The 24,646-nt window shown below is 70.8% G+C and carries 20 protein-coding genes; 12 read left to right on the forward strand and 8 right to left on the reverse strand.

All coding sequences use genetic code 11. The features are described 5' to 3' along the window. Positions 1–234 precede the first annotated feature (234 nt). The 3 genes from ABZX75_RS04710 to ABZX75_RS04720 all read left to right on the forward strand — a co-directional run bounded on the left by ABZX75_RS04710 (position 235) and on the right by ABZX75_RS04720 (position 3,552). On the forward strand, positions 235–726 hold the full coding sequence (locus ABZX75_RS04710; RefSeq protein ID WP_355407775.1) for a hypothetical protein: 492 nt from the start codon (positions 235–237) through the stop codon (positions 724–726). A gap of 278 nt (positions 727–1,004) precedes the next feature. Continuing rightward, positions 1,005–1,559: a PadR family transcriptional regulator gene (locus tag ABZX75_RS04715; RefSeq protein ID WP_355407777.1), complete on the forward strand. Its 555-nt coding sequence runs from the start codon at positions 1,005–1,007 to the stop codon at positions 1,557–1,559. A gap of 268 nt (positions 1,560–1,827) precedes the next feature. After that, positions 1,828–3,552 (forward strand): acyl-CoA dehydrogenase family protein, encoded by a 1,725-nt coding sequence (locus ABZX75_RS04720; RefSeq protein ID WP_355407778.1) that lies wholly within the window; start codon positions 1,828–1,830, stop codon positions 3,550–3,552. 160 nt (positions 3,553–3,712) lie between these two features. On the opposite strand, the gene ABZX75_RS04725 is transcribed toward ABZX75_RS04720, so the two are convergent. Next, positions 3,713–4,234, reverse strand: a complete 522-nt coding sequence (locus tag ABZX75_RS04725) for a DoxX family membrane protein (RefSeq protein ID WP_355407779.1) — start codon at positions 4,232–4,234, stop codon at positions 3,713–3,715. 256 nt (positions 4,235–4,490) lie between these two features. On the opposite strand from ABZX75_RS04725, the gene ABZX75_RS04730 reads away from it, so the two are divergent. Further along, on the forward strand, positions 4,491–5,483 hold the full coding sequence (locus ABZX75_RS04730) for a TAXI family TRAP transporter solute-binding subunit (protein ID WP_355407781.1): 993 nt from the start codon (positions 4,491–4,493) through the stop codon (positions 5,481–5,483). Positions 5,484–5,487: 4 nt separating this feature from the next. Here the strand turns inward: ABZX75_RS04730 and ABZX75_RS04735 are convergent, their stop codons facing one another. The 3 genes from ABZX75_RS04735 to ABZX75_RS04745 form a co-directional block, all read right to left on the reverse strand. Next, entirely contained in the window at positions 5,488–6,957 is a 1,470-nt protein-coding gene (locus tag ABZX75_RS04735; protein ID WP_355407783.1) for a HAMP domain-containing sensor histidine kinase, read from the reverse strand. Beyond that, positions 6,954–7,670, reverse strand: coding sequence for a response regulator transcription factor (locus ABZX75_RS04740; protein WP_355407784.1), 717 nt, complete (start codon positions 7,668–7,670; stop codon positions 6,954–6,956). The genes ABZX75_RS04735 and ABZX75_RS04740 overlap by 4 nt, the downstream gene beginning before the upstream one ends. A gap of 167 nt (positions 7,671–7,837) precedes the next feature. After that, complete coding sequence (locus tag ABZX75_RS04745; RefSeq protein ID WP_355407954.1) at positions 7,838–9,229, reverse strand: MFS transporter; 1,392 nt, start codon at positions 9,227–9,229, stop codon at positions 7,838–7,840. Between the two features lie 403 nt (positions 9,230–9,632). On the opposite strand from ABZX75_RS04745, the gene ABZX75_RS04750 reads away from it, so the two are divergent. From ABZX75_RS04750 to ABZX75_RS04770, 5 genes are all read left to right on the forward strand, one after another. Then, complete coding sequence (locus tag ABZX75_RS04750) at positions 9,633–9,860, forward strand: hypothetical protein (RefSeq protein WP_355407786.1); 228 nt, start codon at positions 9,633–9,635, stop codon at positions 9,858–9,860. Positions 9,861–10,265: 405 nt separating this feature from the next. After that, positions 10,266–11,180 carry an AraC family transcriptional regulator gene (locus tag ABZX75_RS04755; protein ID WP_355407788.1) on the forward strand — a complete coding sequence of 305 codons (915 nt, stop codon included), beginning with the start codon at positions 10,266–10,268 and terminating at the stop codon, positions 11,178–11,180. 380 nt (positions 11,181–11,560) lie between these two features. Beyond that, positions 11,561–13,288 (forward strand): VCBS repeat-containing protein, encoded by a 1,728-nt coding sequence (locus tag ABZX75_RS04760; RefSeq protein ID WP_355407790.1) that lies wholly within the window; start codon positions 11,561–11,563, stop codon positions 13,286–13,288. Positions 13,289–13,454: 166 nt separating this feature from the next. Further along, a complete protein-coding gene (locus ABZX75_RS04765) occupies positions 13,455–15,818 on the forward strand; it encodes a glycoside hydrolase domain-containing protein (RefSeq protein WP_355407791.1) in 2,364 nt (787 codons plus the stop codon). 188 nt (positions 15,819–16,006) lie between these two features. Next, positions 16,007–17,503: a transglycosylase family protein gene (locus ABZX75_RS04770; protein ID WP_355407792.1), complete on the forward strand. Its 1,497-nt coding sequence runs from the start codon at positions 16,007–16,009 to the stop codon at positions 17,501–17,503. Positions 17,504–17,852: 349 nt separating this feature from the next. Here the strand turns inward: ABZX75_RS04770 and ABZX75_RS04775 are convergent, their stop codons facing one another. From ABZX75_RS04775 to ABZX75_RS04785, 3 genes are all read right to left on the reverse strand, one after another. Then, positions 17,853–18,113: a hypothetical protein gene (locus ABZX75_RS04775; protein WP_355407794.1), complete on the reverse strand. Its 261-nt coding sequence runs from the start codon at positions 18,111–18,113 to the stop codon at positions 17,853–17,855. Between the two features lie 530 nt (positions 18,114–18,643). Continuing rightward, entirely contained in the window at positions 18,644–19,042 is a 399-nt protein-coding gene (locus ABZX75_RS04780; protein ID WP_355407796.1) for a hypothetical protein, read from the reverse strand. A gap of 149 nt (positions 19,043–19,191) precedes the next feature. Further along, the gene (locus ABZX75_RS04785; protein WP_355407798.1) at positions 19,192–19,698 is read right to left on the reverse strand and encodes a MarR family transcriptional regulator; all 507 of its coding nucleotides are present in this window, start codon (positions 19,696–19,698) and stop codon (positions 19,192–19,194) included. A 146-nt stretch (positions 19,699–19,844) separates the two neighbouring features. On the opposite strand from ABZX75_RS04785, the gene ABZX75_RS04790 reads away from it, so the two are divergent. Continuing rightward, positions 19,845–21,083 carry an MFS transporter gene (locus ABZX75_RS04790; protein WP_355407800.1) on the forward strand — a complete coding sequence of 413 codons (1,239 nt, stop codon included), beginning with the start codon at positions 19,845–19,847 and terminating at the stop codon, positions 21,081–21,083. Positions 21,084–21,347: 264 nt separating this feature from the next. On the opposite strand, the gene ABZX75_RS04795 is transcribed toward ABZX75_RS04790, so the two are convergent. Next, positions 21,348–22,247 (reverse strand): aminoglycoside phosphotransferase family protein, encoded by a 900-nt coding sequence (locus tag ABZX75_RS04795; RefSeq protein WP_355407802.1) that lies wholly within the window; start codon positions 22,245–22,247, stop codon positions 21,348–21,350. Positions 22,248–22,917: 670 nt separating this feature from the next. On the opposite strand from ABZX75_RS04795, the gene ABZX75_RS04800 reads away from it, so the two are divergent. Beyond that, the gene (locus ABZX75_RS04800) at positions 22,918–23,343 is read left to right on the forward strand and encodes a subtilase-type protease inhibitor (protein WP_355407804.1); all 426 of its coding nucleotides are present in this window, start codon (positions 22,918–22,920) and stop codon (positions 23,341–23,343) included. 181 nt (positions 23,344–23,524) lie between these two features. Beyond that, positions 23,525–24,340, forward strand: coding sequence for a YihY/virulence factor BrkB family protein (locus ABZX75_RS04805; RefSeq protein WP_355407806.1), 816 nt, complete (start codon positions 23,525–23,527; stop codon positions 24,338–24,340). Positions 24,341–24,646: the final 306 nt, after the last annotated feature.

The following is a 24,646-nucleotide window of genomic DNA, read 5'->3' on the forward strand; positions in this document are numbered from 1 at the left end:
TCCGCGGTACGGCCCCTGACACCTCTCGCGGGACGTGGCTGCCAGCGTGCCGGCCAGGCCCGGAAGGACCGCCGGCCGGCGGTCAGCCGCCCCGCGGGGGCGGCCTGGCCTCCGGCCCCGGGTTACGGCGGGGCATCATGGGCATGGCAAGGGGCATGGGAAGGGCTCGGTCCATCCCGATGTCCCGGCTCGTCCGCTCTCCCACCCGTCCGGCCGTCGAGGAGACCCCGCCCCATGAGCACCGATGCGCGCAAGAACTTCCAGGAGCTTCCCGTCCGCACGCCCGACGACCTGCCGGACGGCTTGCCGCTGGCCTGGCTGGCCGAGCGCTACGACGACCACGGTGACCGGCTGTCCAACAACGCGCTGCCGGCGGACTTCGACCGCAACGCCGAGCGGGGCAGCGCTCAGGACGCGCTGGCTCGCCTGGCCTTGGGCGAGGCGATTCGCCGCACCGTCACTGCCCATTACGGCAACCGGATCCACGAGGCGGCGCTGCTGGGCGCCACCTGGAACGAGGTGGCCGCCGCCCTCGGCGTCACCGCTGACGAGGCCCGCACCGCGCTGCGCACCCACGCGGACCAGCAGCGCCGACTGCGCCAGCAACTGGAGGCCGAGGGAAGCACGCTGGGCCTGTCCGCCGAGGAGCACGCCCTTGCCTGGGCCCTCGCCGGGCTCGGTGACGACCAGCCGTACATCGCCGACGCTGAACAGGGCGGCCGCTGACCGAGCTTGCGCGTACGGAGGTCGCCGACGCCGACGCTGACGCCCACGCCGACGCCGAGCTCGTTGAGGGGGCTCAGCCGTCCGCCGGGCCCCGCCCTGGAGGTGGACGACCTGGCGGTGGCCCCCGTTCTCACGCCTCTGGACCCGGCCGCGCAGGAGCACCGAACGGAGCTCGGCCCGGCAGTGCCCAACAATCGGCGGCGCCGGGCGGGGTGAGACGTGTCTCACCGGGGTGGTAGCGCTTGTCTATGCAACAAGTTGCATAGAAGGATCTGGGTATGGCGCTTGAGCACGCGATCCTCGTCTCTCTGCTGGAGAAGCCGGGTTCCGGCTATGAGCTGGCCCGTCGGTTCGACCGGTCCATCGGTTACTTCTGGACCGCCACCCACCAGCAGATCTATCGCGTGCTCAAACGCATGGAGGGCGACGGCTGGGTCGACGTCCTTGAAGTGCCACAACAGGGGAGGCCGGACAAGAAGGAGTACTCCGTCGCCGCGGCCGGCCGGGCCGCCCTCTCCGCTTGGCTCCACGAGCCGATCCAGCCCGACAGCGTCCGGCACGAGCTCGCGGTGAAGATCCGCGGCGCGGCCTTCGACGACCCGGCCGCGCTGATCCGCGAGGTCGAGCGGCACCACCGGGCGCACACCGACCAGCTCACGCACTACCTCGCGGGAGAGCTGCGGGACTTCACCGGCCCGGACGTTCCCGCAGCGTCAGACGCCGGGCGGGAGCTCCAGCACGTCGTACTCCGAGGCGGCATCGCCTACGAGCGGATGACGTTGGCCTGGCTCCAGGACGTGCTCGCCACGCTCCAACGGCTTGCCGAGCGCTGAACCGGTGCGGAGCGGCGCCGTCGGCGCCAGACAGTTCGGCGCCAGACGGTCCGGTGCCACATTCCCGGCGCCGGCGCCCTCCGTACCCGCCGCAGGCATCGGAAAGCAGGCCGGCCCCGCCCTCCGCACGGCCCGACACTCCCCGCAGCCGGCGACTCAGCACCACCTCTCAGCCCTCACCTCCGATCCCTCGATCTCCCGCCCCCTCGACCTCCCGCCCCCTCGCCCCCTCGCCCCCTCGATCCCTCGACCCGAAAGGTGACCACCCATGACCGACCCGCTGCTGTTCAACCCGCGCACCTACGACCCCGCGCACTTCGACCCCGAGACCCGCAGGCTGCTGCGCGCCACCGTCGACTGGTTCGAGGACCGCGGCAAGCGCCGGCTGATCGAGGACTACCGCTCCCGTGCCTGGCTGGCGGACTTCCTCGCGTTCTCCGCGAAGGAGGGGCTCTTCGCGACGTTCCTGACTCCGGCCCCCGCCGCCGGTCAGGAGGAGCCGGACAAGCGCTGGGACACCGCACGGATCGCCGCCCTCAACGAGATCTTCGGCTTCTACGGCCTGGACTACTGGTACGCGTGGCAGGTCACCATCCTCGGTCTCGGCCCCGTCTGGCAGAGCGACAACGCCGCCGCCCGCAGTCGCGCGGCGGAACTCCTGTCCCAAGGCGAGGTGTTCGCCTTCGGCCTGTCCGAGAAGGCCCACGGCGCCGACATCTACTCCACCGACATGCTGCTGGAGCCCGACGGTGACGGCGGCTTCCGGGCCAGCGGCTCCAAGTACTACATCGGCAACGGAAACGCCGCCGGTCTGGTATCCGTCTTCGGCCGCCGTACCGACGTCGAGGGCCCCGACGGCTACGTCTTCTTCGCCGCCGACAGCCGCCACCCGGCGTACCGGCTCGTGAAGAACGTCGTCGACTCCTCGAAGTACGTCAGCGAGTTCCGCCTTGACGACTACCCGGTCGGTGCCGACGACGTCCTGCACACCGGCCGCGCCGCCTTCGACGCCGCCCTCAACACCGTCAACGTCGGCAAGTTCAACCTCTGCACCGCGTCGATCGGCATCTGCGAGCACGCGATGTACGAGGCCGTCACCCACGCGCACAACCGAATCCTCTACGGACGGCCCGTCACCGCCTTCCCGCACGTGCGCCGCGAGCTGACCGACGCGTACGTCCGCCTCGTCGGAATGAAGCTGTTCAGCGACCGCGCCGTCGACTACTTCCGCTCGGCCGGACCCGACGACCGCCGCTACCTCCTCTTCAACCCGATGACCAAGATGAAGGTAACCACGGAGGGCGAGAAGGTCATCGACCTCATGTGGGACGTCATCGCGGCCAAGGGCTTCGAGAAGGACACCTACTTCGCCCAGGCGGCCGTCGAGATCCGCGGGCTGCCGAAGCTGGAGGGCACGGTCCACGTCAACCTCGCGCTGATCCTCAAGTTCATGCGCAACCACCTCCTGGAACCGGCCGAGTACGCGCCCGTGCCGACCCGCCTCGACGCGGCCGACGACGCGTTCCTCTTCCGCCAGGGGCCGGCTCGCGGGCTGGGCTCCGTACGCTTCCACGACTGGCGCACCGCCTACGACGCGTATGCCGCCGTGCCCAACGTCGGCCGCTTCCGCGAGCAGGCCGACGCCCTGTGCGAGTTCGTCACGACGGCCGCCCCCGGCGAGGAGCAGAGCCGCGACCTCGATCTCCTCCTGGCCGTGGGCCAGCTGTTCGCACTGGTCGTGCACGGCCAGCTGATCCTGGAGCAGGCGCGCCTGTCCGGTCTGGACGAAGACGTGCTCGACGAACTGTTCGCCGTCCTCGTGCGGGACTTCTCCTCGCACGCGGTCGAGCTGTACGGCAAGGACTCCGCCACCACGGACCAGCAGAGCTGGGCGCTCGGCGCGGTCCGGCGCCCGATCGTCGACGCCGACCGTTCGGCACGCGTCTGGGCGCGTGTAGAGGCACTCGCCGGGGCGTACGAGATGGCGCCGTAACGCCGGATCGGCCCGAGAGCAGAAACGGACGAACGGACGAACGGACGGACGAGCGGGCGGCTGCCGGCAGCGGGAGCCGCCCGTTCCTCGCCGACCGGTCAACACCACGCCACGCCCCGGTACGGGCAGCGGCCCCGTCCGCACGGCCGCTCCGCCCGCACTACTCCTCGGCGGCCGCCGCCTGTGCCCGGGCACGTTTCCCGACCACCGCGGCCGCCGCCAGCGCGCTGCCCGCGAAGGCCAGTACGAGCGTCCACGGCTGGTCGAAGCGGTGACCGGCGGCGTGGTCGACGGAATAGCGGCCGGCCCCGGCGAGGCCGATGGTGGCTGCGGTGAAACCGAGGAAGGCGGGATACTCGTACCCGCCTTTCTGGGCGAAGAACCCGGCGGGCGCGTGGACCGCGACGGCCCCCGCCATGGCTCCCGCCGCCGCGGCGCCGGCAGCGGGAGTGGCCAGGCCCAGCGCCAGTAGTACCCCGCCACCTGCCTCACCCAGTCCGGCGGCGATCGCGCTCTGGCGCCCGGGCCGGAAACCCATGTGCTCCATCGCGGCCGCCGTCCCCGCCAGGCCCCCGCCGCCGAACCAGCCGAACAGTTTCTGCGCCCCGTGTGCCACGAGCACCGTTCCGGTGCCCACCCGCAGGGTCAGCAGAGCGAGGTCACGTCGGTTGATACGGCTCATCGATGTCTCCCGGTGGGTGGCTGTGCGAAGAGGGATACGGATATCCGTATCCCTCCCGGCCCCACCTCCCCCCGCATCAGCCCGGAGATGAGCCATCCGGGTCAGGCCCTCCAGCGCGGCGCCTGGAACCGCCGCGCGACCAGGGCCTTCGCCGACTCATTCGCCGACTCAAGCGAGGTCCCCTGCCACCGCCGCACCAGAGAGGAAGTGATGGAGCCCAGCCCGGCGGGCCGCGGGCACTGGCTACGCTTCCGGCGTGAACAGCGCAGAGTTCAGCCGCCGACGGGTGATGCGCGCCGGGCTCGGGGCCGTCGCGGCCGCGGCCGCGACGGCATCGGCATCGGCGTCGGCCGGATGCTCTGCGGCCTCCGGGCCGGTGCGGCGACTGCGGCTGGCGACAGGGCCGGAGGGCGGTCCGTACAACGCCTTCGGTAAGGCCCTGACGCACGCCGTCTCCGCGAGCGGCCGCCGACTGGAGATCGTCCCGGTGAGCACCGCAGCGAGCGTGAACAACCTGCGGAAGCTGGACGACGGCTCCGTCGAGTTGGCGCTGGCCATGGCGGACGTCGCCGAGGACGCGGTGCTGGGGCGTCAGCCGTTCTCCCGGCCGGCCGCGGTGACGGCGCTGGCCCGGGTCTACGTGAACTACACCCACCTCCTCGTACCGGCGGCCGGGCCCGTGCGGTCCGTGAACGACCTCGCCGGGCGTCCGGTCGCAGCGGGTGCGGAGGGGTCGGGGGTGCAGGTGGTGGCGGGACGCGTCCTGCGGGCGGCCGGGCTGAGCGGCGGCCCCTCGCCGGCAGACGAGCGGGACCTCGGGCTCGCAGCGTCGGCGAAGGCGCTGCGCGAGGGAACGGTCGACGCGTTGTTCTGGTCCGGAGGCGTACCCACGCCGACGCTGTCGGGGCTGGCGGGCGAGCTGCCACTGCGGTTTCTGCCGCTGGACGGCTACGTGGGCGCCCTGCGGGAGCGCTACGGCCCTGTCTACACGGCCGTCACGCTGCCGGCCGGAGCGTACGGGCTGACAGAGCCGGTGGAAACCGTCGGGGTCGGCAACTACCTCCTGGCCCGTGCGGACGTACCCCGGAGTGCCGTGCGCGACCTCCTCCACGTCGTCTTCGACCGGTGGCGTGACCTGCTGCGGGAGGTGACCGCGGGGGCGCGGCTGGAGCCCCGCTTCGCCATCTCGACCGGGGAAGTGCCGCTCCACCCGGGCGCGGTCGCGTACTACCGGTCGCTGTACGGCTGAGCCGTCACGAGGAGGGGAGCCGGAGCTCGACGACCAGGCCGTGCGGCGTATTGCCGGTGACGGCGAGCCGGCCGCCGCTCACGCGGGCGATGGCCAGTCCCAGCCCGCTGCCGGGAACGTTCTGGTGCTCGGGGCAGCGCGCGAAACGCCGTAGCAGCAGCGGCAGTTGGTCATCCGGCACTCCCGGCCCGTCGTCGGCGACCCGTACGACGGCATCCCCGTCCGCGCCGTGCCCGGCCCACACCTCGACGCGGCCGTCGCGCGGCACGAACTTGACGGCGTTGTCGAGGACCGTGTCCAGGATCCGGCCCGCCGCGTCGGGCAGTGCCCGTGCCCGCAGGTCGTCCGGAAGGCCGGTGTCCCTCAGTTCCAGTCCGGCGTGGCGGAAGACCGGGGTCCAGGCCTTCACCCGTTCCCGTACCGCCTGCGACACGTCCTGCTCCCTCAGCTCCACCGTGCCGGATTCCACCCGTGCCAGGGCCAGCAGGCCGTCGAGCAGCTCCTCCAGGCGTTCAGCCTCGTCCAGGGCGCGGGTGTGCTCGGCCCGGCCGGGACCGGGAGCGATGTGCGGTTCGACGTTCTCCAGCTGCAGCACCAGAGTGGCCAGCGGATTGCGCAGTTGGTGGGAGGCATCGGCGACGAAGTCGCGCTGGCGGCCGATGGAGGCCGCCACGGCTTCCGCCATGGTGTTGAAGTGCTGCCGCAGATGGCGCAGTTCCGGCGGCCCGGTGTCGGAGACGGCCCGTGCCTGGAGGCTGCCGGCAGTCAGGCCCTCCACCGCCCGGTCCAGGTCGAGGACCGGGCGCATCAGCCAGCGTGCGATGCCCGCCGCGACCAGGGCCGCCGCCGCGAAGGCGGCGGCCGCCCCCGCGGCGATGAGCGCCCAGCGGACCGTCACGTCCCGGCGGGCGGCATCGGTGGGCGCGGCCAACAGGACTGCTCCGCTGACCCGCTCGTCCCGGCCCACCGGCTCGGCGAGCACGACGGTCTTCGGGCCCCAGGGGCGGATGGTGGGCAGCCGGTCGGTGGAGCGGCCGGTGAGGGCGCGGCGACGGGCGTCCGCCGAATCGGCCGGGGCGTTCGACTGGGTGCCGGTGCCGGTGCCGGTGCGGGTGTCGGTGGTGCCGGTGGCGGCGGTGGTGGCGTCCGTGGCTGCGCCCGTGGGGGCTGCCGCGGGGGTTTCCGAAGAGGGCCCCGCTCCGGCCCGCGCGATGGTCGCTCCCGCCGTGTCGACCACGACCACCCCGGCTCCGTACAGCTGGGCGTACCGGCTGATCTCGGCGAGGAGCTCCGCCCGGTCGGCGTCGGTGCGCATCCGCTCGGCGAGATCGGCGAACCGCACCGCTTCCGAGCGCCGCTGCAACAGCAGGTGTTCGGTCCGTCCGCGAGCGTAGGCGTCGGCCAGGGGGACGCAGAGCAGCAGCGCCGCTGCCCCCATGAACACCATCAGCACGGCAAGGAGCCTGCGCCTCATCGCTCGCCGTCCCGCCCGTCGTGCGGGGACGGGGAGCCGAGCTGGTAGCCGAACCCGCGGACGGTACGCACCAGGCCGGAGCGGCCGGTCTTGGCGCGGATGCCCGCCACATGGACGTCCAGTGAGCGGGAGGCGGCGAGGAAGACGTCACCCCATATCCGGTCCAGGATCACCTCGCGGGAATGCACCTCGTCCGGGCGGGCGGCCAGGAAGGCGAGCACATCGAACTCCCGGCGCGTCAACCGCACTTCGGTGCCCGCCACGGTGACGGTGCGGCCCGCCAGGTCGACCTCGACGTCTCCGGTGCGCACGGCCCGTCCGCCGGTGTCCGCAGGGCCGGCGCCCGAACGGCCGGAGTGCGCGCCCGTCCGGCGGCGTACGGTGTCGATACGGGCCATCAGCTCGGCCATCCGGAACGGCTTGACGACATAGTCGTCGGCGCCCGCCCGCAGGCCCTGCACGATGTCGCGCTCCTCGCAGCGCGCGGTCACGACGATCAGCGGAGCGTCGCAGACGGTACGCAGCCGCCGCAGCAGTTCCAGCCCGTCCAGGTCGGGCAGGCCCAGATCGAGCAGGACGAATTCGGCCTCGCGGACGTGCCGCAGGGCGTCCAGGGCACGGCCGACCCTGCGGACGGTGTGACCGCGCTGGGCGAGGGCGGTGCCGAGGGCCTGGGCCATGCGGTCGTCGTCCTCGACGAGAAGCGCGTGCATAGACAGTTCCCTCGTGACCCGTGACCGTGACCCGTGACCCGTGACCCGTGACCCGTGACCCGTGACCCGTGCGTGACCCGTGACCCGTGACACGTACCTCGTGACTCTTGACCCGCGACCGGGGGCAGCAGCTTACGGGAGCCGCCGTCCCAGGTCACCGGGGCAGATCAGCGCGCGGCCTCGGCGGGAGCCGCCGGCTGATCCTGGCCGTGGCGCTGGCCGTTGACCTGCTCGGCATCGGCATCGGCCTCGGCCTCGGCGCGGCTGAGCGCGACATTGCGGGTGTCCGGCATCAGAACGTAGGTCACGAGGGAGATCAGTGCGCACCCGGAGACGTACCAGAAGAACATCGTCTCGTGGCCACTGCTCTTGAACCACAGCGCCACATACTCCGCTGTGCCGCCGAAGAGCGCGTTGGCGATCGCGTACGGCAGCGCCACGCCCAGGGCCCGCACCCGGGTCGGGAACAGCTCGGCCTTGACCGCCGCGTTGATCGAGGTGTAGCCGGTGATGATCACCAGGGCCAGCAGGGAGAGACCCAGCGCGGACCAGTACGAGGACGCCGACCCGAGAGCCGTCATGATCGGGTACGTGCCGACGGTGCAGCCCACAGCGAAGGTGATCAGCAGGGGACGGCGGCCGATCCGGTCGGACAGCATTCCGGCGAAAGGCTGCAGGACGGCGAAGAGGGTCAGTGCAGTGAAGCTGACCAGCGTGGCGGTCGTCTTCTCCATGCCGGCGCTGCCGACCAGATACTTGGTGAGGTAGGTGGTGTACGTGTAATAGGCCACGGTGCCGCCGAGCGTGAGCGCCATGACCAGGCCCGCCTGGCGCCGGTACTGCCACAGGGCCTTCAGCGTGCCGCGCGTGCTGTCGTCATGAGCGTCCTCGCCCGACGACTCCTCCTTGAACGCGTCGGTCTCCTGCAGCCGCCGCCGCAGCCAGAAGACGACCACCGCGAACAGCGCCCCGAGGACGAACGGAATCCGCCAGCCCCAGCTTTCCAACTGGGCCGTCGTCAGCGTGTGCTGCAACGTGATCAGGATGCCGAGACCCAGCAGCTGCCCGCAGGTCATCGACACGTACTGGAAGGACGAGCCCAGGCCGCGCCGATTGCGGGCCGACGCCTCGGTGAGATAGGTGGCGCTGGCCGCGTACTCGCCGCCGATGCTCATCCCCTGGAGCAGCCGCGCGAGCAGCAGCACCAGCGCGCCGAAGTAGCCGGCCTGCCCGTAGGTCGGGGCGACCGCGATCAGCAGGGCGGCCACCGACATCATGGTGACGGTGAGCGTGAGCGCGCTCTTGCGGCCGTGCCGGTCGGCGGCGCGGCCGAGGACCCACCCGCCGACGGGGCGCATCAGGAAGCCGACCGCGAAGATCCCCGCCGTGTTCATCAGCTGCGTGGTCGGGTTGTCGCCGGGGAAGAAGGAGTCGGCGAAGTAGATCGCGAAGCTGGCGTAGACGAACCAGTCGTACCACTCGACGAGGTTGCCGAGCGACCCGCCGATCAGAGCGAGACGGCGCTTCTTGCGCTCGTCCCCGGGCGGCGACTTGGACATGACGGCGGACGAAGACATGGCGGCTCCAGACGGAAGTCCCTGAGGGGGCGGAAGTCCCTGCGGGGAGGCGGCGAACTGCCCCTGCGCCCCCCGCCGCGGGGAAGTATCCAGAGCATGCGTCCGGCGCCGTAGCCGGACAAGGATCGGCACGCAGATCTAACGTTCCGCTAAGGAAGCCCGTGCGGCGGTGGCAGCGCCGCGAGAGTGGCCCGAGGGCCGGTACTCCCGCGCTCGCTCGTTCGGGGAGGAGTACCGGCCCTCCGGCCTGTGTTCGCCGCCCGTCGGGGCGTCCCTGGGGGCGCTGGCCGTACAAGGTCCGCTTCACGTGGTCACGCGGCATGAGTCTGCGCAGTACGCCACGTCTCCATGCCGTCGGCGAGCCGGCCGTTCGTACACTGGCCTGGTGAGCGATATGAGGTGCACCTATTGCGGCGCTGCCGGCAGCCTGGAGCCGGGGTTCGTCGAGGACTCCGGCGAGTCCGCTCGCGGCTACGCCCGGTGGATCGCTGGGCCGTTGGAGCGGGGCCTGTTCGGCGGGGCGAAGCGGATGGGGCGGCCTCGCCGCCAGATCGACGCCTACCGCTGTCAGCAGTGCGGACATCTGGAGCTCTTCGCCACCGACCTCAACTGAGCCCCGTCCGGCGGCGGTCCTCACCCTGCGGGTGCGGGCCTCGGCCATCGAGCACGACCGCTCCACCCCTTCCATGCCCGGCACTTCACGGACTGCGCCGCGCGGACCCGCCGGGACAGGGAGCGCGGCAGGCAGCATCCCCCGGCCTTTAGCCGACGACGAGGCCCCAAGGCCCCCGGCAGCGACGGCCTGTGGTGCGGCGGCGGTACTTCGGCCGCACCCACTCCCGCGAGGCCGCGCGGGTCGACGCCACCCCGGGGAGTCGAACGCGGGCGGCTTGTCGAGATCCCAACCACCACACGAGTGAGGCGTATGTCTGTCATGGGCGATACCGATTTAGAGGATGCGGCCCCAGGAGAGCAGGGTCTCCTCTTCCGAGGGAGCGACGTGGAGGAGCTGCATGACTTGATCAGCACGAGGTTCGGGCCGAACCGCATGTCGGTGCTGGCCGATCACCCACTCGACGGTCATTTCCGGTGCGCCCATCAAGGGAAGTTCGGGTTGTACGAGCTGGCGTACGGCGCCGACGTCGAGGTCACGCCCGCAGGGCCGTTGGACTTCTACAACATTCACGTCCCGCTCGCCGGCGGCGGCGCCGTCACCGTGAACGGGGAGGCGCTCTCCTCGCCGCTCAGCATCATCGGACCGGGACAGAGGATATCGATGCGCTGGAACCAGGACAGCGTGAACCGGGTCCTGATCATCCCGCGTCCGATGGTCGACCAGGCTCTCGGCCTCCGGCTCGGCGACCAGCCGGGGAGGGCCCTGCGCTTCGCGCCCGTACTTGACGAGCGGTCGGAGCCGGTCAGGGCGTGGCTGGGTCTGGTGAAGCACTTCGCCGAGTTCGCCGACTCCGCCCTCGCCGTCCGTTCCCCCCTGGCGGTACTGCATTTCGAGCAACTCCTCGTGAACGGGCTGCTGGACGCACAGCCGCACACGCTCGTCGATGCGGTGGCGGGCCGCGGCCCGGGGGCCCTGCCCGCCGCGGTGCGACGCGCTGCGGACTTCTGCGGCGACCATGCCCACGAACCGATATCGGTGGCCGATATGGCGCAGGCCGCCGGGGTGAGCGTATGGAGTCTGAGAGAGGGCTTCCGGACACACCTGGCCGTCAGTCCGCTCGCGTATCTGCGCAGCGCGCGGTTGGTCCGCGCCCGCCGTGACCTCCTCGCCGTCGCCTACGGCCACACCGCGGAGACCGTCACCGAGGTGGCTCTGCGCTGGGGGTTCACGCACTTGGGCCGATTCACCGGCCATTACCGCGCGGCGTACGGGGAGGCTCCCTCACAAACGGTGCGCAACGCCCGTGCGAGACAGTGAAGCCGCAAGCCGGTGTCCGCTATCCGGAAACGTGTCGGGACTTCAACGGAAGTGGATAGCCAGCCACGTTGTGTCAGGGCCATGCTGTGATCCTTGTCGGTCGAACACCAGTCCGGAATGGGCGGGGGGAGCCGGCGGGGCCGGTACGGGGTGACACCTGCGGCGGCACGCACGGGGGACAGTCGCAGGCACGCCCTCCGCAGCGACCGGGGCTTGACGTCCTAGGTGTACGACGCTGCCCCGGCTGGCCTTCGGTTTCGCTTCCGGTGCGTCGGGCGACCGTCGGGTGAACATCGCGTACAAGGACGCACTGGTCTGAAGGCGTTTGCGCCAAAGAGACCGTGAAGAAGAACCGTGAAGAAGAAATACGAAAGGGAAAAGTGAACAAGCGTAGCTCGTACCGAAGTTCCGTAGTCTCGGTCTTACTCGTCTCCGCACTCGGCCTCGGCGCGGCCACCACCGCCACCGCCATGCCATCGGCGGAACCGGAGCCGCTCGCCGCGTCCGCACAGCTCGAGAACGCTGACGCGGACTACCCCGGCGCCGGCCAAGGCGAGATAACCCCCGTGCCGCAGGGGTTCCGATCGGAGGCGAGCCTGGCCGCCGCCGCCATGACCCGCAGCGAAGCGATCAAGCGGGCCAAGTCGTGGGTGGGCAAGGGGCTTGATTACAGCTGGACCAATTACTACCAGGGCTACCGGATGGACTGTTCCGGATACGTCTCCATGGCGTGGGGGCTGTCCTCGTCGCTCACCACCCCGGCCTTCGTGCCCAACGGTGTCGCCGAATGGATAACGAAGGACGAGCTCAAGCCCGGTGACGCGCTGCTGGACGACGATTCCGGTGCCGGTGGCCACGTGGTGCTGTTCGAGGCCTGGGCCAACAGCGCCAAAACCTCGTACTGGGGTTATGAATTCACTCCCAGTGGTGTGCATCACCGCACCATCCCCTATCCGTACTTCAGCGGTAACGGCCCCTTCCAGCCGGTCCGGATGAAGAACATCGTCGACGACGCGGTCCCCGTCCCCGAGAAGCAGCAGGACGACACCGCTACCCGCGTGAACGCGGACTTCAACGGTGACGGCCGGGACGACGTGGCCGCGATGTACGGCTACGACGACGGCAGCGTCGCCCTCTTCACCTTCCTGGCGAAGCCCGACGGCGGCTTCAACGCCCCGGTCAAGTCCTGGGCGGTCGGCCCCAAGGAGTGGTGGTTCGAACACGTCCAGCTGACGGCCGGTGACTACAACGGCGACGGCAAGGCCGACCTCGCCGCGATGTACGACTACAGCGACGGTTCGGTCGCCATGTTCACCTTCACCGCGAAGGCGGACGGCGGCTTCAACGCCCCCGTCAAGTCGTGGAACGTACCGGCGGGCCAGTGGTGGCCGGAGCACGTGCAGCTTGCCTCGGGTGACTTCGACGGCAACGGACGCGACGAGGTGGCGGCCTTCTACGGGTACGACGACGGGCGGGCCGCCCTGTTCACCTTCAAGCCGGACGCGACGGGCAAGTTCGCCGCTCCGGTGAAGTCGTGGAACGTACCGGAGAAGTCCTGGTGGGGCGAGCACGTCAAGCTCGCCGTGGGTGACTTCGACGGCAACGGACGCGACGACGTGTCGGCCCTCTACGGCTACGACACCGGAGCCGTAGCCATGTTCACCTTCAAGTCGACGGCCGCCGGCGGCTTCACGGACCCGGTCAAGTCCTGGACCGTGGAGCCCGGTAACTGGACCTTCGCCAACGTCAAGCTGACCGCCGGCGACTACAACGGCGACGGACGCAGCGACGTCGGAGCCTTCTACGGCTACAGCGACGGCCGCGCGGCACTGTTCACCCTGACCGCCCAGACGGACGGCGGCTTCAACGCCCCGGTCAAGTCCTGGAACGTACCGACCGGGCAGTGGTGGGCGGAGAACGTCCAGATCGCCTCGGGCGACTCCGACGGCAACGGCCGCAGCGACATCGCCGCCTTCTACGGCTACACCGACGGCCGGGCCGCCCTGTTCACCTTCAAGCCGGACGCGACGGGCAAGTTCGCCGACCCCGTGAAGTCGTGGAACGTACCCGAGAAGTCCTGGTGGGGCGAGAACGTACAGCTCGGCTGACGGACTCCACCCCGCAGCACTTCCCACCGGAACGCGCCGCGCCGGAACGCGCCGCGCCGCCGCCCGGAGCGTGCACCGCAACTCCACGACAAGCACCCGGGGGCGGGGCGGGGCAGGACGCCCGCCCCGCCCCCGGCCTCCGCCCATCGGAAGAGATCACGCACCCATGACGCCTACGACGCACCGCCTCAGACCCCTGATCGTCGCCTCGGCCCTTGCCGCCCTCACCCTGACTGGCCTGCCGATGGCGCAGGCCGCGGCCACCGGAGCCGGTGCGCGGAGCGCCCACCAGGACACCGTGCCGGTCAGCTACCGGGGTCTCACGCTGGATGTTCCCCAGCAGTGGAAGGTCGTGGACCTCGAGAAGGCCCCGGCCACCTGTGTCCGCTTCGACAGCGCCACCGTCTACCTCGGCCACCCCGGAACCGAGCAGTCCTGCCCGGCCGATCCGGTAGGTCAGAAGACCGACGCTCTCGTCATCGAGCCGCTCGCGGGAGCAACCGTCCTGGATCCCGCCGCCGTGATCCGCGTTCCCGCGGGCGGCAGGCTTCCCGACCGTCTCAAGGAGAACACGGACCGCGAGGTGAGGATCGCCCTCGAAGGGGCCGGACTGCTGATCACCGCCTCCCACGGCACCTCCACCGAGGCGATCAGCGCCGTGGTCCGGTCCGGCAAGGTCGGCGGCGGCGCCCGCCCCGGCGCTCTCGCGACCGAGCCGGCGGCCGGGATGGCCGCGCCGCGCACCGCGCTCGCCGCCGCGGCTCCCACCACCGGATACACCGGCAAGGCGTTCGACGCCTGCGCCGCCCCCTCCGACTCCGCGATGACCGCGTGGCAGGCCTCACCCTTCCGCGGTGTCGGCATCTACATCGGCGGGCCCACCCGGGTCTGCGCCCAGCCCAACCTCACCGCGGGCTGGGTCGGCGACCGTACCGCCGACGGCTGGCACATGCTGGCGATCTACGCCGGCCTGCAGGCCGGCGGGGTGTCGGCCACCAACGGCATGCAGCAGGGAAGGGCGTCGGCGGACGACGCGGTCGCGAAGGCCAAGGGGCTCGGGTTCGCGCCGAGCTCGGTGATCTACACCGACATGGAGCCGTACTCCTCCACGGCGTACCGCACGCGGGTCATGGACTACGTCTCCGGCTTCAGCGCGCGGGTGCGCGAGCTCGGGTACCGGGCCGGGGTGTACGTGAACGCCAGCAACTCGCCCGACATGGCCGCCCTGCACAACAACTCGCGCTACGCCAAGCCCGACGTGCTGTGGAGCGCCAACTGGAACGGCCTGGCCGACGTTTCCAACTCCTCGATGAACCTGCCGGGCAGCACGTACTGGGGCGGCAGGCGACGCGTCCACCAGTACCGGGGCGACATCCCCGAAACCTTCGGCGGCGTCAGGATCAACATCGACTACAACTACGTGGACGTCGCGGGCGCCGCACTGCCGTCCGATGTGGTCCGGGACAACGCGGCATCCCGCGTGAACGGAGACTTCAACGGCGACGGCCGCGACGACGTGGCCGCCATGTACGGATACGAGGACGGCAGCGTCGCCCTCTTCACCTTCCTGGCCAAGGCGGACGGCGGCTTCGCGGACCCCGTGAAGTCGTGGAGCGTCCCGCCGAAGGAGTGGTGGTTCGAGCACGTCAAACTGTCCGCCGGCGACTTCAACGGTGACGGTCGGGCCGACCTCGCCGCGATGTACGACTACTCCGACGGCAGCGTCGCCCTCTTCACCTTCCTGGCCCAGACGGACGGCGGCTTCAACGCCCCGGTCAAGTCCTGGAACGTACCGCCGGGGCAGTGGTGGCCCGAACACGTCCAGCTCGCCTCGGGCGACTTCGACGGCAACGGCCGCGACGAACTCGCCGCCTTCTACGGATACGCCGACGCGAGGGCCGCCCTGTTCACCTTCAAGACCGACACGGCCGGCCGGTTCGCCGCGCCGGTGAAGTCGTGGAACGTCCCCGAGAACTCCTGGTGGGGCAAGAACGTGAAGCTCGCCTCGGGGGACTTCGACGGCAACGGCCGGGACGATGTGGCCGCGTTCTACGGCTACGACGACGGGCGCGCCGCGCTCTTCACCTTCAAGTCGACGACCACAGGCGGCTTCAGCGATCCGGTGAAGTCGTGGAACGTGCCGGAAAGGTCATGGTGGGGCGAGAACGTCAAGCTCACCGCTGGTGACTACGACGGCGACAAGCGGGCCGACGTGGCAGTGATGTACGGCTACGACGACGGCGCGATGGCCCTCTTCACCTTCAAGTCCGCTGCCGACGGCGGCTTCGCGGCCCCGGTGAAGTCCTGGAACGTCGCCCCGGAGAACTGGTGGGCGGAGAACGTCCAGATCGCCTCCGGAGACTTCGACGGCAACGGCCGGTCCGATGTGGCCGCCTTCTACGGATACACGGACGGCAGGTCCGCCCTGTTCACCTTCAAGTCCGACGCGGGCGGGCTGTTCGGTACGCCGCTGAAGTCGTGGAACGTCCCCGAGAAGTCGTGGTGGGGAGACCACGTCAAGCTCGGCTGACCACGCGCCACCGGCCCCTCAGTACGGCCACCGGCCCCTCAGTACGGCCACCGGCCCCTCAGTACGGCCACCGCGCAGAGGCGGCGGCGCCCCCGGCGCCGTCGCCCCTTCCCCTGCCCGGCGCGTGCCCGCCGTCGCGTTCACGCCTTCCGCGGGCCGCCCGGGCGACATACAGACAGGACCTCAACATGACGAGATACCCCGACAGGACCGAACCGGGCGCAGGAAAGCGCGGCCTGCGCGCCGCGGCCGCCGCTACGGCCCTGCTGACCGGTGCGGCTGCTCTGGTGGGCGTTTCGACCGCCCCCGCCACCGCCGCCTCCGTGGCGACGTGGGACAAGGTCGCCCAATGCGAGAGCTCCGGAAACTGGAGCATCAACACCGGCAACGGCTACTACGGCGGTCTCCAGTTCTCGCTCAGCACCTGGAAGGCCTACGGCGGCAGCCGGTACGCCGCCTACCCGCACCTGGCGACCAAGAAGGAACAGATCCTCATCGGCGAGAAGACCCTGGCCGGGCAGGGAGAGGGTGCCTGGCCCAGGTGCGGCCCCGCCGCCGGTCTCGGCAGTGACCACACGGACCCGTATCCCGCCGAGCCGGTCGAGCCCGCCTGGCGTGAGGACGCGGCGTCCCGCGTGCACGCCGACTTCAACGGCGACGGCAGGGACGACACGGCGGCCTTTTACGGGTACGCCGACGGATCCCTCGCCCTGCACACCTTCCTGGGCAGGCCGGACGGCGGGTTCGCGGACCCGGTGAAGTCCTGGCGGGTGGCCCCGGGCAACTGGGCGTTCAAGCGCGTCAAGCCGGTCGCCGGTGACTTCAACGGCGACGGGCGGGCCGACCTCGCCGCGATGTACGACTACGCGGACGGCTCGGTGGCGATGTTCACCTTCCTGTCGACGGCGGACGGCGGCTTCGCCGATCCGGTCAAGTCGTGGAACGTACCGGCGGGTCAGTGGTGGCCGGAGCACGTGCAGCTGGCCTCGGGTGACTTCGACGGCAACGGCCGCGACGAGGTGGCGGCCTTCTACGGGTACGCCGACGGGCGGGCCGCCCTGTTCACCTTCAAGCCCGACACGGCCGGCCGGTTCGCCGCTCCGGTGAAGTCGTGGAACGTACCGGAGAAGTCCTGGTGGGGCGAGAACGTCAAACTCGCCTCGGGTGACTTCGACGGCAACGGCCGCGACGACGTGGCGGCCTTCTACGGATACGACGACGGCCGGGCGGCCCTGTTCACCTTCGCGTCCACCGGGGCGGGCGGATTCGAAGCCCCCGTGCGGTCGTGGAACGTTCCCGAGAAGTCATGGTGGGGAAAGAACGTCAAACTCACCTCCGGCGACTACGACGGCGATCAGCGAACCGATGTCGCCGTGATGTACGGCTACGACAGCGGAGCAGTGGCCCTGCACACCTTCCGGGCGCGGGCGGACGGCGGCTTCGCCGACCCGGTGAAGTCGTGGAACGTCGCCCCCGGAGAGTGGTGGGCGCACAACGTCCAGATCACTTCAGGCGACTTCGACGGCAACGGCCGGTCCGATGTGGCCGCGTTCTACGGCTACGACGACGGGCGCAGCGCTCTCTTCACCTTCAAGTCCGACACGTCGGCCAGATTCGGTACGCCGATGAAGTCGTGGAACGTACCCGCGAAGTCCTGGTGGGGGGACAGCGTGCGGCTCGGCTGACAGCCGGCACGTGCCCTTGACGAATCCGGCGACAGCGCGGCCCACCACGCCCGAGGTGGTCGGGGTGGGGGTTGGGGCGGTAGGGCTGCGCTACGAACGCGGCAGCCTCACCGACCGACGTCCCGACCCTTGAACCAGAGCGTTTCCGCAGGGGAGGATGTCGGTGAGCCGGTTGGATTGCCGGTCCGGGGGGTTGATGTGGCGTTCCTCTTCCTGCTGGCCGGCGCCGTGATGAGCCTGGCCGGCGCTGCCACCGGAAACGACGCGCTGTTGAAGGCCAGTTGGTGGCCTTGGGGCCTCGGCGTGCGCACCACCGTGCAGGCCGCTCGGTGTGTGCGGGCCATGGTGCTCACCGCTGCTGGTCGTGCAGCGCCTGTGCGCCGGCTGCGATGACCTCGGCGAGCTGGTTGGCGAGAGCCGCACTGCACCCTCCGAGTCTGACGAAGCCGTGGCCGGCCACCGGTCCGTCGTTGCCCAGGGAAGGAAGGGTCAGCCCGGCCAGCGCGAGCGCTGCCTGGAGACGGGTGACGGCTTCCTCGCCGGCCTGGTACGCGGCGTCCTGACGCTGCTGGTACTCGATGCGCTCGGCGCGGGTGAGCTCGTGCGTCATGACGCTGCCCTCTCGTAGTCGGCGGGGGAAACGGGTAACGGGTACTGAAGCGCGTCGCGGAACCGGTCGGCCCCGATCGGCGCGGAAGACGAGTTGTCGCGTGGTGTGCTGACCCAGCGGGCGCAGGGGGTCCCGTGGTCGGCGGCGTAAGCGATGAGCAGCTCACCACCCAGGGAGAACGGGCGCAGGCAGGGGAGGGCGACGGCCGTGCACCTGCTCCGGGGGCCGCCATGACGTGGGGGACGTTGCGCAGATGCTCGGCGAGGACCCCCTCTCGCATCCTCGCCGGCCCGTCCGCGTTCCTCGGTCATTGCCGCCTCCCTGATCAGTCGTCACGCCCCACCTCCCCGCACCAGCGCAAGGAGACAGTCTGCGACGCCTGCGCGATGCGAGAGCGCTGCAACTCGGTCCCCAACGGGTGAAGAAGGGCCAAAGGCAGGGCATGACAGACCTGGGGGCTGTACCGTCACCCGCGCGGTGCACCGAGTCGACGATGAACGAGCGCGTCCCCGCACGCTCATGCAGGTCGGTCAGGTGAGCTTGAAGAAGAGCGTGTCCTGGGTGTACCAGTCGACGTTCTTCGTGGCGTCCTCCCACTCGTCATGCTCGAAGTCGAGCTTCTCGATGAGCTCCTGGACGTCGAACCGGAAGTCCGGGTCCATCCGGTCCAGGACGGCACGGTAGGCGTCGGCGGCGGCCTTGGTCTTGGCCAGCGGCAGGTGGCCGATGGCCGGGTAGCCGTCCACCGAGCCCGGGATGTGGGGGAAGTCGTCGGGCAGCCCCCCGTAGAGGTAGCCGTGAGGCAACAGGTCGGCGGGCACGCCGAGGCGGCGCATCTCGTCGTCCACCAGGCCGAAGAACGTCGAGGGCTTGGAGTAGGTGCCCAACTGGTAAGGGTCGGAAGCGTTACGGTCGATGATGTGCTGCAAAGCGGAGTTGTAGGCATTGCCCGCGCACTCCGCGGGCGAGTCGGTGCGCCCGGCGATGAGGTGATCGAGGGCGTCGGGGATGGACAGGCCCCAGTCGACGCCCTGGTGGTCAAGGTCATCCTGATCGGCCCGGGCAGCTTTGAAGGGCCTCAGGTGATCGAGGTGTCGCCGTGGGCCTCAAGGAGGGTACGCAGGGCAGCGGACACCGTTGCGCAGGTGGCGGGGTCCAGGGGGGCGAGGAGACCAGCGTAGTGACGCAGGTGCTCAGCCATCACGGTTTCCGTGATCTCGTGGCCGTGCTCGGTCAGGCGGATCCGGACCGAGCGGCGGTCGTGGCCGTCCCGTACCCGCTCGACCAGGCCTTTGGTCTCCATCCGGTCGATGCGGTTGGTGATCGCGCCCGAGGTCACCATGGCGGCCGGGATGAGGGCGCCGGCGGTCAGCGTGTACGGGGGGCCCGACCGGCGGAGGGTGGTGAGGACGTCCAGCTCGCCCACCTCCAGGTCGCGTTCGGCCACGAAGGTCTTGAGCTGCTTCTCGATGATCCGGTTCATCCGCTGGATCCGGGCCAGTACCTCGATGGGCCACAGCTCCCCGGCCAGGTCAGGGCGCTCCGCCACCCACTGGCCGACGATCACGTCCACTGCGTCACTCATGATGCTCCTCGCTTCCGCTGCTCGTCCCGCGCGCTGCCGACTCGTCCAGGATAGCTCAACGTTAAGAGACTTGACATTGAGACGACCGTCGTGCTTTTATCTTAACGTTGAGATTGTTAATTTGAAGATGGATTGGAGCGGCGCCCATGTCCACCGCCACCGCCCACACCTCACCCACCACCCCCGCGGCAGGGCGCACCCTCATGGCCACGGCCCCAGGACCGGTCCCCGTCTTCTGGCTGGCGCTGCTGGCCACACCCATCGCCGCCGGAGCGAACGCGCCGGTACTGATCCTTCCGGACATGGCGCGTTCGCTCGGGGTGGGCACCTCGACCGCGGCCTGGCTCGTCGCCGCCTTCGCATGGGCCATGGCCGTCGGCACCCCGCTGATGGCCGGGCTGCTGCGCCGCCGGGGCCTGCGGGCGGTGCTGAGGCTGTGCCCCGTCCTCGTAGTGGGCGGCACGCTCCTGGTCGCGGCCTCCCCCTGGTTGCCCCTGACCCTGCTGGGCCGGGCGGCGCAGGCGGCCGGCGGCGCCGGGCTGGTGGCAGCGACGATGAGCCTCGCCGGCTCGGCCCGCCGGATGGGCGTCATCAGCGCCGGCTTCGGGATGCTCGGTGCGGCCGGTCCGCTGCTCGGTGCCCAGCTCTCGCAGGCCGTGTCCTGGCGGCTCTCGCTCTGCGTGTCGGCGGTCGCCCTGCTGGCGGTGCCGGCGGTGAGCAAGTACGCGAAGGCGGCCGCGCCCGCCCCGGGCAGGTTCGACGCGCGCGGCGCCGGCCTGCTGACGGTGCTGGCCACGGCGCTGGTCCTGCTGCCGCACGCGCCGCTGGCCGCGCTCGGCTCGGCGGCCGTCGCCGGGGCGGTGCTCGCGCTCCACGTACGACGGCGCCCCGACGGCTTCGTACCGGCCGCCCTGCTGCGCAAGCCCGTCTTCCTCACCTCGGCGCTGCTGGCCCTGGCCCTCTCGGCCTCGTACTTCACCCTGCTGTTCGCCGTGCCGCGGCTGCTCGCCGACCGGGCGGGCTGGGACAGCGGCTCGGCCGGAGCCGGGCAGCTCGTGGCTCTGCTCGCCGGCTCGGCGCTGTCCTGGCTGCTGGCGGCGGCTTCGGCGCGGATGGGGCGGGCGGCCGTACTGACGGTGCTGATCGGGATCGGCGCGCTGGCCGCGGTGGTGGCGGCGTTCAGCGGCTGGGGGCCGCTCCTGCTGGCCGCCACCATGGGCGGGGTGTTCGCCGCCACCGCCGGCAACGCAGTCCTCTCGATGTACGCCGCGTCAACCGCCCCCGAGCCCCAGCGCCCCACGGCGATCGGCCTGTTCGCCCTCTGCTACCAGCTGGGCGGCGCCTTCGGCCCGGCCATCGCCACCGCCCTGGTTCTCGGCGGCTGACCCACCGCTGGCTCTGCATCCCCGGCTCTGCACCACTGGTTCTGCGCCACCGGCTCTCCGTGACGCGCCCCGACTCGCCTGTACGCGCCCGCCCCGCCGCCACGGCGGAGGCGGGCCAGACCTGGTTCTCCGCGATGAGGGCACACCGTCGCCCCCACGCCAGCGTGCGCGCAAACACGGGCACGCGAAGCCCGCAGCACCATGGGCACGGCCGCAGTAGCGCGGTCACCGCCCCCGTCACTGCGGGCTCGGTACGGGCCGGCCTCAGCCCTCTCCCAGCACCGTGTGGATCACGTGCCGGGCGTTGTGCGCCATGGCCGGGTTCGTCCTGCGGTAGTACGGCAGCGCGATCAGCGCCTGCGACAGCGTCCGCCCCCGGCCGCGGTTCCAGGTCGCGTCGTCCACGCCGAGCGCCTCGCGGAAGGCCTTCCTCGCGTCGGCCGGCAGCAGATTCCACGCCGGGAACAGATCGCAGGCGGGATCGCCCACCCCCGTGCACCCGAAGTCGATCACCGAGGTCAGCCTGCCGCCGTCCACCAGCAGGTTGCCCGGCATGAGATCGGCATGCAGCCACACCGGCGGCCCGTCCCAGTCCGGGGCCCGCAGCGCGTCCTCCCATACGGCGGTCACGGCATCGCAGTCGATGCCCTCCTGCGGGATCCCGCGCAGTTCCTCGATCGCCGCCCGGGTCGGGGCGTCGAGCGAGGCGAGCGGACCGCCACGGTGGGCCTCCGGCGCCCCGGGCAGGATGACGCTCCGCATCGCGGCCACGAACCCGGCCAGATCCCTGGCCAGCGGCACGGGCTCGCTCAGCGCCCCCGCCCCGGGGTTCTCCCCGGCCAGCCACCGGTACACCGACCACGGCCACGGATACCCCTCGGCGGGATCCCCGGCCCCCAGCACCTCGGGAATGGCCGTGGGCAGCCGGGACGCGAGTCGAGGCAGCCACTCCCGCTCCATCGCTACGTCCTCGGCTCCACCCGTCACCAACGGCAGCCGTACGACCATGCCGTCGCCCAGCCTGTACATGGCGTTGACCGTGCCGCCGGACGGAAACCGCTCCACCGCCAGCCCCGCCCACTGCGGGAACTGCCCGGTGACCAGCCGCCGTACGAGGTCGTCGTCGATGGCGTGCTGGCCAGCATGCATCTGCCGTGTGCTCATGAGGCGCCATCCGATCGCCGTACACCGGCGGGGGTCAAACGCTTTACGGCCGGTACCGCAGCCCGCGGTGACGCTCGCTGTCATCTCCCCGCAGCCATGTGTCGAACTGAGGCCAGGCCGGCAACGGGGGCGGGCGTGCCGTTCCCTCCGGTGGACGGATCCTCCAACGCGTCGGGGAGGGCGCGCCTGGCTGCGCGCCAACGCCCCGGCCTCGCCGAGGCAGGACCAGCTGATCCCGTTGCCGCGTGTGCCTGCGCATCGCCCGCTCCCAGTGCTTCGCTTGACCGTCCGGTCCAAGAACCAGGCGTGACAGTTCTGTTCGCGAGCAGGAAGTACTCGTAGCCATCCCGGGCAGCCCCGGTAGCTGACCGCACATATCCGGTCAAGCTGAGTGGCCGTTGGATGAACCGCGCGCGGCCGGCAGCAGGTCAGCGGACTCAAGAGGGCACGTCACCGCCCACATCACCCGGCTCCGCGTGCGGCGAGGGTGCGACCGCACCCCGCGTGAGCTGGCCGAACGACCATTCGGTGACCGTAATACGAACACACTGTCCGTAAATCGGCCATGGGTATGCAACTCCCCTTCAAGTCAGACAGGCTAGGCAACATCAGGACGCGATACCGCAAGGAAAAATCGCGTTGAGCCTTCGAATCGAAAGGGAGTCCTCTCGTGCGTCACCGCTTCGCAGCTGTCTCTGCCGCTGCCCTCCTCTGTCTGGCCGGCGCCACCGGGATGGCGGCGGCCCAGCCCGCAAGCCTGTACGCCCCGTCTGCCCTGGTCTTCACGGTTGCCCAAGGGGACGACGCCGCCACGTCCACCGTCCTCCGGGCATCCACCCTCAGCTGCGCGCCGACCGCCCGGGGAACGCACCCCGACCCCAAGGCCGCCTGTGAGGCCCTGAAGTCCACCGACGGCGCGTTCGACCGTCTGCTGGCCACCCCGAACCCGGACCGGGCATGCCCCATGCACTACGACCCCGTCACCGTCACCGCGGACGGCGTGTGGCAGGGCAGTCGGGTCGCCTGGAAGCACACCTTCCCCAACGCCTGCGTCATGTCCGCGACCCTGAACGGCAACGCCGTCTTCGCCTTCTGACCCTGTGCCGGCCCGCCCGGCCCGGCCCGGCCACTGCGGCCGGGCCGCGGTGCTGGTAACCGACCCGCCGTCGCGGCCTGCCACGACGCGTGAGAGCGGTAACGACGGGCAATAGCGCCTCGTGACATCGAACAGTCTCCGCAGACCCCGGGGCACATCGGAAAGCCGCGCCGCCGAGCTCGTGGCGCGAGCACGCACGGCCCTGGGCCGTACTGCGGTCCGGCTCTGGAACGACAACATCGCCGACTACGCCGCGGCCCTCACCTACTACGCGGTGCTGAGTCTGGTGCCCGCCCTCCTCGTTGCCGTATCCCTCGTGGGACTTGCCGGTGCCGGCACCCGTGAGCGCCTGATCCTCGACATCACCTCGTACGCCCCTCCCGAGTCCGCTCATATGCTGCGGGACACGCTGGCGGGTCTGACCTCGGAGCCGTCTTCCGTGTGGGGGCTGCTCATCAGCGGCATCCTCAGCGCGCTGTGGTCGGCCTCCAGCTACCTGGCGGTCTTCCGCCGCGCCCTGCACACCATGCACCGGCTACCGGACACGCGGCCGCCCCTGCGCGCGGCACACATGCTCGTTCTTACCGCCGGCGTGCTGTTGGCCCTGCTCGTAGCGGGCGCCGCGAGCCTGGTGGCGACCGCACCACTGGCCCGTCGACTCGCGACGGCCGCCGGCTACGAGGGCATGGACACCATGGTCGTCCTGCGGTGGCCGGTTCTCCTGGTGATCGTCACGTCCCTGATCCTCATCCTTTTCCGGACCGGACCCCGCCAAGTTCGCGGAACGCGCCGGGGGCTGCCGGGCGGCGCCTTGGCAGCCTTCCTGTGGCTCGGCGCTTCGGTGCTCTTCACTCTCTACACGGAGTTCGGCACTTACAGCCGACTCTACGGTTCACTCGCCGGAATCGTCGTCTTCCTCGTATGGCTGTGGTTCACCAACCTGGCCCTGCTCACAGGCGCGCAGTTCAACGCGGTGCTCACCCGGGATGCCGCGTGACCCGGCACCTGGCAAGCACCCCGCGTCCCGGATCGCCGAACGCCGGGGCGGGACGTGCTTGCGGCGGAGACGTAGGCGGCGAGGGCGCCGAGGGACAGGCAGAGGGGAGTACAGGGCCAGGTCCCACCGTGTGAAGGTGGTGGGCTCGTCAGCGAACCCGGAGGAGACCAGACCCGCGCCGCCGCGGAGCAGGAGCACGCCCGCGGCGGTGGCGGCGCCCAGGCCGTCTCTTTCGGATCTTGCCGGGCCCGCGCTGTCCGGCACCGCACCTCGCTGTACTGCGTTCGCTTCGCTCACTGCGTCTCG

It is taken from the genome of Streptomyces sp. NPDC003038, from assembly GCF_040611115.1.
Lineage (GTDB): Bacteria > Actinomycetota > Actinomycetes > Streptomycetales > Streptomycetaceae > Streptomyces.

Bases quoted from the DNA above. Each gene is read 5' to 3' on its own strand.
- ABZX75_RS04710 (WP_355407775.1), top strand. From the start codon at position 235: ATGAGCACCGATGCGCGCAAGAACTTCCAGGAGCTTCCCGTCCGCACG.
- ABZX75_RS04715 (WP_355407777.1), top strand. From the start codon at position 1,005: ATGGCGCTTGAGCACGCGATCCTCGTCTCTCTGCTGGAGAAGCCGGGT.
- ABZX75_RS04720 (WP_355407778.1), top strand. From the start codon at position 1,828: ATGACCGACCCGCTGCTGTTCAACCCGCGCACCTACGACCCCGCGCAC.
- ABZX75_RS04725 (WP_355407779.1), bottom strand. From the start codon at position 4,234: ATGAGCCGTATCAACCGACGTGACCTCGCTCTGCTGACCCTGCGGGTG.
- ABZX75_RS04735 (WP_355407783.1), bottom strand. From the start codon at position 6,957: ATGAGGCGCAGGCTCCTTGCCGTGCTGATGGTGTTCATGGGGGCAGCG.
- ABZX75_RS04740 (WP_355407784.1), bottom strand. From the start codon at position 7,670: ATGCACGCGCTTCTCGTCGAGGACGACGACCGCATGGCCCAGGCCCTC.
- ABZX75_RS04745 (WP_355407954.1), bottom strand. From the start codon at position 9,229: ATGTCCAAGTCGCCGCCCGGGGACGAGCGCAAGAAGCGCCGTCTCGCT.
- ABZX75_RS04765 (WP_355407791.1), top strand. From the start codon at position 13,455: ATGACGCCTACGACGCACCGCCTCAGACCCCTGATCGTCGCCTCGGCC.
- ABZX75_RS04770 (WP_355407792.1), top strand. From the start codon at position 16,007: ATGACGAGATACCCCGACAGGACCGAACCGGGCGCAGGAAAGCGCGGC.
- ABZX75_RS04775 (WP_355407794.1), bottom strand. From the start codon at position 18,113: ATGACGCACGAGCTCACCCGCGCCGAGCGCATCGAGTACCAGCAGCGT.
- ABZX75_RS04785 (WP_355407798.1), bottom strand. From the start codon at position 19,698: ATGAGTGACGCAGTGGACGTGATCGTCGGCCAGTGGGTGGCGGAGCGC.
- ABZX75_RS04790 (WP_355407800.1), top strand. From the start codon at position 19,845: ATGTCCACCGCCACCGCCCACACCTCACCCACCACCCCCGCGGCAGGG.
- ABZX75_RS04795 (WP_355407802.1), bottom strand. From the start codon at position 22,247: ATGAGCACACGGCAGATGCATGCTGGCCAGCACGCCATCGACGACGAC.